This is a genomic window from Frankia sp. CoWAU3 (genome assembly GCF_977971855.1).
Window position 1 is genome coordinate 1 of record NZ_CDWWXB010000159.1, and the last position, 7968, is coordinate 7968.

The 7968-nt window shown below is 68.9% G+C and carries 11 protein-coding genes and 2 pseudogenes; 9 read left to right on the forward strand and 4 right to left on the reverse strand.

The features are described 5' to 3' along the window. The 3 genes and pseudogenes from AC08ON_RS13565 to AC08ON_RS13575 form a co-directional block, all read left to right on the forward strand. Positions 1–345 (forward strand): annotated as a pseudogene (locus AC08ON_RS13565) (acyl-ACP desaturase); the annotation flags it as partial. A gap of 21 nt (positions 346–366) precedes the next feature. Next, positions 367–486 carry a type II toxin-antitoxin system Phd/YefM family antitoxin gene (locus AC08ON_RS13570; RefSeq protein ID WP_476608136.1) on the forward strand — a complete coding sequence of 40 codons (120 nt, stop codon included), beginning with the start codon at positions 367–369 and terminating at the stop codon, positions 484–486. Positions 487–607: 121 nt separating this feature from the next. Continuing rightward, a complete protein-coding gene (locus AC08ON_RS13575) occupies positions 608–739 on the forward strand; it encodes a hypothetical protein (RefSeq protein ID WP_476608138.1) in 132 nt (43 codons plus the stop codon). A 50-nt stretch (positions 740–789) separates the two neighbouring features. On the opposite strand, the gene AC08ON_RS13580 is transcribed toward AC08ON_RS13575, so the two are convergent. Both AC08ON_RS13580 and AC08ON_RS13585 read right to left on the reverse strand, forming a co-directional pair. Beyond that, positions 790–1446 carry an IS66 family transposase gene (locus AC08ON_RS13580; RefSeq protein ID WP_476608139.1) on the reverse strand — a complete coding sequence of 219 codons (657 nt, stop codon included), beginning with the start codon at positions 1444–1446 and terminating at the stop codon, positions 790–792. Then, the gene (locus AC08ON_RS13585) at positions 1427–1828 is read right to left on the reverse strand and encodes a hypothetical protein (protein ID WP_476608140.1); all 402 of its coding nucleotides are present in this window, start codon (positions 1826–1828) and stop codon (positions 1427–1429) included. The genes AC08ON_RS13580 and AC08ON_RS13585 overlap by 20 nt, the downstream gene beginning before the upstream one ends. A gap of 451 nt (positions 1829–2279) precedes the next feature. Between AC08ON_RS13585 and AC08ON_RS13590 the strand changes: the two genes are divergently transcribed. The 3 genes and pseudogenes from AC08ON_RS13590 to tmk all read left to right on the forward strand — a co-directional run. Then, positions 2280–2492, forward strand: coding sequence for a hypothetical protein (locus AC08ON_RS13590; protein WP_476608141.1), 213 nt, complete (start codon positions 2280–2282; stop codon positions 2490–2492). Next, positions 2489–3082 carry a 3'-5' exonuclease gene (locus AC08ON_RS13595; RefSeq protein WP_476608142.1) on the forward strand — a complete coding sequence of 198 codons (594 nt, stop codon included), beginning with the start codon at positions 2489–2491 and terminating at the stop codon, positions 3080–3082. The genes AC08ON_RS13590 and AC08ON_RS13595 overlap by 4 nt, the downstream gene beginning before the upstream one ends. After that, positions 3057–3446 (forward strand): annotated as a pseudogene (gene tmk, locus AC08ON_RS13600) (dTMP kinase); the annotation flags it as partial. The gene AC08ON_RS13595 and the pseudogene tmk, both read left to right, overlap by 26 nt. A gap of 34 nt (positions 3447–3480) precedes the next feature. Here tmk and AC08ON_RS13605 read toward each other — a convergent pair. Further along, positions 3481–3810, reverse strand: coding sequence for a hypothetical protein (locus AC08ON_RS13605; protein WP_476608147.1), 330 nt, complete (start codon positions 3808–3810; stop codon positions 3481–3483). A gap of 71 nt (positions 3811–3881) precedes the next feature. On the opposite strand from AC08ON_RS13605, the gene AC08ON_RS13610 reads away from it, so the two are divergent. The 3 genes from AC08ON_RS13610 (at position 3882) to AC08ON_RS13620 (ending at position 5478) form a co-directional block, all read left to right on the forward strand. Continuing rightward, positions 3882–4643 (forward strand): recombinase family protein, encoded by a 762-nt coding sequence (locus tag AC08ON_RS13610; RefSeq protein WP_476608143.1) that lies wholly within the window; start codon positions 3882–3884, stop codon positions 4641–4643. 53 nt (positions 4644–4696) lie between these two features. Further along, complete coding sequence (locus tag AC08ON_RS13615) at positions 4697–4840, forward strand: hypothetical protein (RefSeq protein ID WP_476608144.1); 144 nt, start codon at positions 4697–4699, stop codon at positions 4838–4840. Positions 4841–4902: 62 nt separating this feature from the next. Beyond that, complete coding sequence (locus AC08ON_RS13620) at positions 4903–5478, forward strand: HhH-GPD-type base excision DNA repair protein (RefSeq protein ID WP_476608146.1); 576 nt, start codon at positions 4903–4905, stop codon at positions 5476–5478. 269 nt (positions 5479–5747) lie between these two features. On the opposite strand, the gene AC08ON_RS13625 is transcribed toward AC08ON_RS13620, so the two are convergent. Then, on the reverse strand, positions 5748–7073 hold the full coding sequence (locus AC08ON_RS13625) for an IS701 family transposase (RefSeq protein WP_476617095.1): 1326 nt from the start codon (positions 7071–7073) through the stop codon (positions 5748–5750). Positions 7074–7968 lie beyond the last annotated feature (895 nt).

Here is a 7968-nt window from a genome sequence, read left to right on the forward strand (position 1 = left end):
CGACTCGCCCGCGACGAGTTGCGCCACTTCGCGTTCATGGCGGATGTGGTCGAGCGGTACCTGCGCCGGGAGGGCGACGCCGTGGTGGAGCCAATCCGCGAGGTCATTGTGACCTTCCGGATGCCACTGGCCGACACCATCCGCGGCTACTGGCGATGGGCACTGCGGATCAGGGAAGTCGCCCACTACGATCACACGGATGCCTACGCTCACCTTATCCGGGTCGTGAACCGCGCCGTCAACGCCCGGTCCGACCGGGTGAATGAACTGGTCACCTTTATCGACGCATGCCGGACCGCCCCCGGGCCACCCGACCCGGCTCATCTTCGCGACGGCCGGGAGTAGCACAAGTGCTACTCCCGGGGGGTGGCCGGGATAGGGCTTCGAGAGGTCCGGCAGAACGCCAGCGACCTGGTACGCCGCGCTCAGGCCGGTGAACGGTTCACCATCACCGTGGCCGGCCAGCAGCCGTCCTCGGCCCGGTGAGTCCGCGTACGTGGCGGCGCTGGGACGATCTGGCTGATCTCTTCGCGCAGCCGGAGGACACCGACTGGCCGCAGGACCGCAACCTCGTCGACGGTTCCCTCACGGATCCCTGGGAAGGCCGATGAATCGCGGCGTCCTCGACACCAGTGTCCTGGTCGCCACAGACGTCACCCCCATCTCCGGCGAGTTGGCAGTCAGTGTCATCAGCATCGCCGAACTGCAGTTCGGTGGTATGTATTCGGAAGTGGTGTGAGGGCATGGCGGCGGGTGGCGTGACGGTGTGTCACGCCGTGCCGGGGTGGGTTAGTGGAGGGGTTGTTTCCAGGCTTCGAGGTCGTCGGGGTTGGCGCGCCAGGGCAGGAACCGGTCGAGGTCGGCGCCGTCTGGGGGTTTGCCGCCGCGCCGGCCGCAGGTGTCGAGGTAGTCGGTGAGGTAGGTCAGGGCGTTGAGGCCGTGTTTCTCGGCGGTGCCGATGACGGTCCAGAACGCGGCGGCGCGTTCGGCCGCGCTACTGTCAAGATCCAGAAGTGGGTGGTCCCGGTGGGCGAGGATGCCCGGCCATCGGCGTTCGAGCGTGGCGAGGGCGTCCTTCGCCTTCGGCTGCAGTCCCACGGACTTCTGCTGGGTGCGGCGGGCGGGGTCGATCGCGCCGGCGGCGTCATCCCAGGCGGTGTAGGCCGCGGCCAGCGTCTGCTCGGTGGTGGGGCCGGGGGTCTCCTGGGCGGCGGTGAAGGCGGTGCGTAGCTGGCCGTGGGCGAGGTAGAGCGCGGTGAACAGCTTCGCCCAAGCCTTCCACCAGTACTCCAACTGGGTCGGGTTGGACAGCGCCGCGCGGATGAAGTGCCTTCTGAGATGAGCGACACACCAGAGGTTCACGAGACCGTCGCAGCGGCGGCCGGCCGAGACGTAGACGGTGTAGAAGTCCGAGGACAGGACCCGTTCACGCTGGTCGGCGCGCATGGTCAGGGAGAACAGCAGCAGGGCCAGGCCGACGAGGCGGAGCAGGCCGTGGATCCGCTGGTTGTTCTCGACGTAGGGGGGCGACGGCGAGCGGGTCCTTGAACGCGCTGTAGCGCCGCTCGGAGGCCTCCTGGCCCTTGTAGTCGAGGAAGACCCCGGCGGCGTCTTTCTCCTCGATGCTCTGGTTCGTCAGCAGCGCGAACCAGCCGTCGGCCTTCTGGGCGAGGTCGAGCGCGTCGGGGTCGAAGAACCAGGTCAGGTGTGGTCTGCCGGTGTCGGGGTCGGTGTCGACGTGCGTGCGCAGCCACGCCCCGACACTCTGCGGTGATCTTCTCGACGCGGGCGCGGACCGCTGCCTCGTCGGGGTAGTAGCGGATCCCAAGGTTGCGGTGCAGCACGACGAGCGCCGCGCGCGCCTTGTCGATCTGTTTCGTGCGGGTGGTCGCGGACGTCTCGGCGCGCCGCGCCGAGTGGGAGAAGACCGTGCGCACGGGGAACGGCGGGTCGGCGGCCTTCGGCCCGCGTAGGGTCGTGGTCCCCTCGACGACCCGGTGGACGTCGCGTTCGTGGAACAGCTTGTCCTGGTCGTGTGTTGGGCCGCCTGACGAGTGTCAAGCTGACCGTGCTGTTCATCTACTCCGGCGTTGAGGACCGGCGCATCGAGCCCCACCCCTCCGAGGTCGCGGCGGCCTCCCTGCGGCTGGCAACCGCCGTCCGGCCCCGCCGCTACCGCACGATCTTCTACTGGCGTCCGGGAACTGTGCGACATCTGCCCGGTGGGTCAGATCCGCCGGTGCCACGAGGCCCACCAGGTCCCTACGCGAGCGCAGCTGGTGGCCCTCGCGAGCACGGTGCCCGACACGGACGGCCTTGAGGTCGTGGACATCACCGACCGGGCCGCCGTGGTCGCGGGCCTCCCGCACGAGCAGCCCCGTTACTTCCTCCAGCACGCCCTCGGCTTCCAGGTCCACGACGTGCGCCATCCTCACCACGCGCGGCGCCACGGCCGCGCCGACATCGGATGGAAGGAGCCGGTCGCCTCATGACGGACTGGACGAGCCTGGACTACGCCGTGGTGGATGTGGAGGGCAACGGCCACCAGCCGCCGGACCTGGTGGAGCTGGCGGTCGTGCCCATCACCGGCGGCGTGATCGGGGAGCCGACCGCCTGGCTCCTGCGGCCCGAGCGCCCGATCACCGGATTCGCCCGCCGCATCCACGGCATCACGAGCGACATGGTCGCAGGCGCGCCGGTCCTGGCCGACGTGGAAAAGGAGATCCGCGCGGCCCTGGAGGGCGTGGCAATCGTCGCCCACAACGCGCACGTTGACCTCGGCGTCCTGCGGCGCAGCCTTCCAGGTTGGGAACCGCGGGACGTCTTCGGCACGCTCAGGCTCGCGCGGCGGCTCCGGCCCGAGCGCGTCAGCTACCGGCTCGGCTCGTTGGTGGAGGCCTTCAACCTGGCCGACGGCTTGGACCCACAGCACCGGCCCCACCGAGCCACCTACGACGCGCTGGTCACGGCCCGGTTGTTCGCGCTGCTGGCAACAAGCCCGGCCGGCCGCCCCCTGTCCCTTGACGAACTCCGCGACCTTCCCCCTGGAAGCGACGATGACCCGGCTGCGACCCTTTTCTGACCACCGCCGAGGACTGTTCATCAGCGTGGACGGACCGAGCGGGGCAGGCAAGTCCACGCTCGTGCGCCACCTCGCCCAACTGCTCGTCGCGGCGGGCGAGGACGTCCACGTCACGGCCGAACCGTCCGCCGGCCCCATCGGTGTACTGGCCCGCGAGTTGACCGAAACCGTCACGGGACACGCCCTGGCCTGCGTGTATGCGGCGGACCGCTACCACCACGTCGAGACCGAGATCCGGCCGCATCTGGAGCTGGGCCAGACCATCATCTCCGACCGCTACGTGCCGTCGGGGCTGGTCATGCAGCGCTTCGACGGCCTGGACCCGGCCTTCCTCTGGGCACTCAACGCCGAAGCCGCCCGCCCCGACCTGTGCGTCATCCTCGAGGCCGACCCCGACATCATCGCCCGGCGCCGCCGAAGAGGTGCCGGAGCTGGCGAAGGAGCTCGCCGACCTGGGCCAGGTCGGGCGTCTGCGCAACCCGTCCTTGTGGGAGGCGCTGGGCGTTGCCATCCTGCGCCAGGTCATCCGGGCGGGGCAGTCCAAGAAGCTCTACCGGACCCTGTGCGCGGCTCACGGCCAGCAGGTGGAGCTGCCAGACGGTGGCACGTTGGCTCTCTTTCCCACCGCTGAAACGGTCCTCGGCCTGACCGGCGTGCAGTTCACCGAAATCGGTCTGGCCTTCAAGCGGCCGGCGTTGCAGGCTGCCGCGATCGCCTACCTGGAGCACGGCACCACCTGGAGCCGTCTGTCTTGGCCCGCCCTGGTTGACGAGCTGCAAAGCGTGCGGCGCATTGGCCCGTGGACGGCCGGAGCGGCAGTGGCCGACTATTGGCTGGCCGACAAGGAAACCAAGGACGAACCGCGGCGGCGGCGCTCCTGGTCGCGGGAGCGGATCAGGTCCTGGCCGGCGTCGGCCTCCACACCATCTGCCGCCAGTGGAACGATCTTGGCATCGCCAGCGCCACCGGCAAGAAGTGGCAAAAACCCGTCCTGCGCAACATCTACCTGTCCCCGCGCATCGTCGGCTACCGGGTGTATGGCCCCACCTCCGTCCCGCTGGAGAAGCGCTACGTGGTGGACGCGGAGGGTCAGCCGGTCAAGGGCCAGCAGCAGCCCATCCTGAACCTGGAGGTCTGGGAGGCGGTGGCGGCGAAGCGCCGCGACCCGAGCCGGGTTTCCAAGCATGTCCACATCGGCGGACGGAAGTATCTGCTGTCCGGGATCATCTGCTGCGGCTTCTGCGGCCGGCACCTGATGGGCGGCTACGACCGGCGGTGGGACAAGCACCATTACGCCTGCAAGGCAGTCACCGCGGGCGGGTGCGGCAAGGTCGGCGTCACCGGCCACCATGTTGATGACATTGTTTCCGAGCTGGTCCTGGCCTACCTGGCAGGCCGCGACGTCGAGGCCGGTGCCGGCCAATGGCCAAGGGCGGGAGAGCCTGGCCAAGGCGGAGGACAAGATCGCGGAACTCATGGGTGCCTACGACCGGGACGAGCTGCCCGGCCCGTACGTCTTCCCCCCGTGTGCGCGAGCAGGAGCAAGCAATCCTCCACCTGAGGGCAGAGCAAGCCGAGTGGATACGCGCCCACACCGTCCCCAAGGTCACGAACGTGGCCGAGGCATGGCCTTCCCTGGAGCTGGAGCAGCGCCGGGAGATCATCAGTACCGTCATCGAGGCCGTCGTACTCAAGGCGGCTGACGGCCCAAAGAACCGCTTCGACCCCGAGCGGGTGGAAGTGGTCTGGCGTCCCTGACGCCTCCGCCCCGCCGGACGCACCAGTCCGGCGGGGTACTCGTCGTGGGTACCCTGACGGGCATGGGCCTGCACCTGTCCGGCGATCCAGAGGCGGACGCCTTCATCACCGAGTACCCCCTGGCGCTCCTGGTGGGTATGGTCCTAGATCAACAAATTCCTCTGGAGAGGGCGTTCGCTGCTCCCCATGAGCTGACCCGGCGGCTCGGACGGCCGTTGGACGCGGAGGAGCTGGCGAAGTACGACCCCGACGCGCTGGGTGTGATCTTCTCGCGGGTGCCGGCGCTGCACCGCTTCCCGGCTTCGATGGCCAAGCGGGTGCAGGCCATGTGCCAGCTGATCGTGGACACCTACAACGGGGACGCGGCCCGGGTGTGGACGACCGCGGCTGACGGCAGGGAACTGCTGGAGCGGGTGGCGGCGCTGCCGGGGTTCGGCCAGCAGAAGGCCAGGATTTTTGTGGCGCTGCTGGGTAAGCAGCTTGGCGTGACCCCGCCGGGGTGGCGGGAGGCGTCCGCGCCGTTCGGGGACGAGGGCACCTTCCGCTCCATCGCGGACATCACCGACGTCTCCACCCGTGACCAGGTCCGGGAGTACAAGAAGGCGATGAAGGCCGCCGCCAAGGTAGCCTCCGCATAACCATGAGAGGATGTGACTGTCACGTTATATCCACGCTCCGACGGTAGGCTAGTGGCTGATCAGGCGCCTGCGGTGACTTTAGACCGTGTGGTGGTTTCTCGACTTTCGCGGTTTTCTTGATCTCCAATTTTATGGTTGACGTCGCGTGAGACGTGTTCTGTGCGTGTTTGGTGTGCTGGTTCGTGGTGGGGTGTTTGAGCTGGTTTGCGGTCTCGGGTCGATGTCTGTTTTGTCTGGTTCCCGGGCTGTGGGGCCGGGATGGGGGCTGGTCAGGCCGCGAGGGCGCTGTCGGTGGTGGCCCAGGCGAGGCGGAGGGTGTGGATTTCCGCGTCGGTCGGGTTCGCGGGCCGTGTGGGCTGATATTGGGCGGTGATCAGGACGCGGCGGAGCTTGACGGCGAGGTCGGCGGTGGAGGGGCGGGTCTTGGTGGTGTACCAGGGGGTGCGGGCGCGGTGGTCGGCGGCGTCGCCGTGGTGGTGGCCGGTGGTGAGGTACCAGGCGAAGGCGAGGGTCTGGCAGGCCAGGCCGAACGGGACGGTGCGTTCGACGGCGGCGGTGAGTCGGTTGCGGGCCTGGCCGACCCCGAAGATCTGCTTCGCGTCCGCGATCGCGACCTCGATCGACCAGCGGGCCGCATAGCGGGCGACGAGCTCGGCGGGCCTGGTCAGGGTGTCGGTCGTGACGAGCGCGAGGTCGTAGGTCCCGGGCCGGTCGGTGTCGCGGACGAGGACGACGGTGACGGGGCGGGGGCCGAACACTCCATACCACAGGCAGCGGATGACCGCCGTGTGCACGGTCCCGGCGCGGCCGTAGCGGGTCACGGCCGTCGGGCGGAACGTCGCGGCCGCGGCGAGCTGGGCGAGGGAGGGCAGCCGGTCGCCCTTGAGTCGGGGCCGGCCACGTCTCCCGGTGCGGGGTGGGGCGGGGGCGAACAGGGCGGCGTCGCGGCGGAGCCGGGTCGTCCAGGTCACCGAGGCCGGCAGTCCCCTGAGCTCGTCGCCGGCGCAGGCGGCATCCGCGACGACGTGGACCCGGCGGGCGGGGAACGCCCCGGCCAGCTGTTCGACCGCGCGGGCGGCCAGCCAGAGCCGCGAGGCCGAGACGGTGTCCTTGCGGACCAGGCGGGCCAGGACCGGCAGGCAGACCGGCCGGCCGAGCAGCGGCGCCGGCACGACGAGGCCGACGATCACCCAGTTGTTGCCGAACCCGACCTGGTCTGGCCCCTTCGCGGATCCGTCGTGGAACCAGCCCACCGCCCACACCTTCTTCCCCGCCCGGTGGAACAGGGTGTCATCGACGACGACGTGCAGCGGCCCGGCCGGGACGAGGCGGTCGACGACGAGCCGGGCGAGCGCCAGGCCGACCTTCTCCGGCGACCAGACCGCCCGCGCGAAGAACCGGTGCGCCCGGTCGTGCGGCCACAGCGTGGACAGGCCCGCGCCGACGAGCATCCCGCACACCGTGTGCCGCCCGCCGGTGGCGAGCATCCCCACGACGAGCGCCCGGAACGTCCGGAACGACGGCGCGGTGAAACACGGCCGGAAACCCTCCAGCAGCACCGCCAGAGAAACCGGTATCGTCACGTCCGGGAGCATCGGCGTCCAACTTTCGGGTTGGTACAGGAAACGCTGATGCTCCCGCCACCAGCCCCTCGCGCTGGCCTTCCACCCCTCCGCCACGCACCGCGATACCACCGGCAGGCACCAGGGAATCATCCACCCGAAAGCAATCGGGAAAATTATCCAGCCGTTGCCAGACACTGATCTGGATCAAGAAAACTGCGAAACTCTAGTGGTTTGTTGGAATCATTTTTTGCGAGGGCTCGGCCGAGCGCTCTCAGGCGATCTGTCGCGACCGGGCCGTCACCTGCGTGAATCATGTCCGCGGCCGATGATCGGTGGCGATGTCTGGTGGCCGGAAGATGCCGGTTCTGGGTACGCGGATCGGTATCACTCCCAGTCCCTCCGAGGCCTGTGGAAATCGGCAGACTCCGCTTGAGCGTGCGTTCGCCGCTTCCGACGAGCTGACCGTGGGCCGGGTCGGCTGTTGGACGTGGAGGAGTTTGCGAATTGCGGCCAGGACGCCCTGGGTGCGGTGTTCTCCCTGCGCGGGTTCCCGGCTTGATGGCCGAGCGGGTGCAATTCATATTGCGGATCATCCTGGACACCTACGACGGGGACGCGGCCCGCGCGGCGTACGGCGGCGGCAAGGAGCAGACGGGCATTGGTCTCGTACCACCGCCGAGCGCGTCTAATATCAGGACAGCGTCCGCGAGTCGAAGCGCCGCTCTCGTCTCTGAACGAGTCCTCAAGGCTGAGCACCTTCTACTGCCCACGGTGGTGCGGAATCTTGCTCTCCGGGCAGTCCTGTCTTCCGCACACGGTGCCGTGACCTGCGACGACGCATCGTATGATCGTAACTGGTCAGGTTTTTCTTGATCGACGGTGACGGGTGGTTACGCGGTGGCGAGGGCTGGCTGGGGGTTTTCGG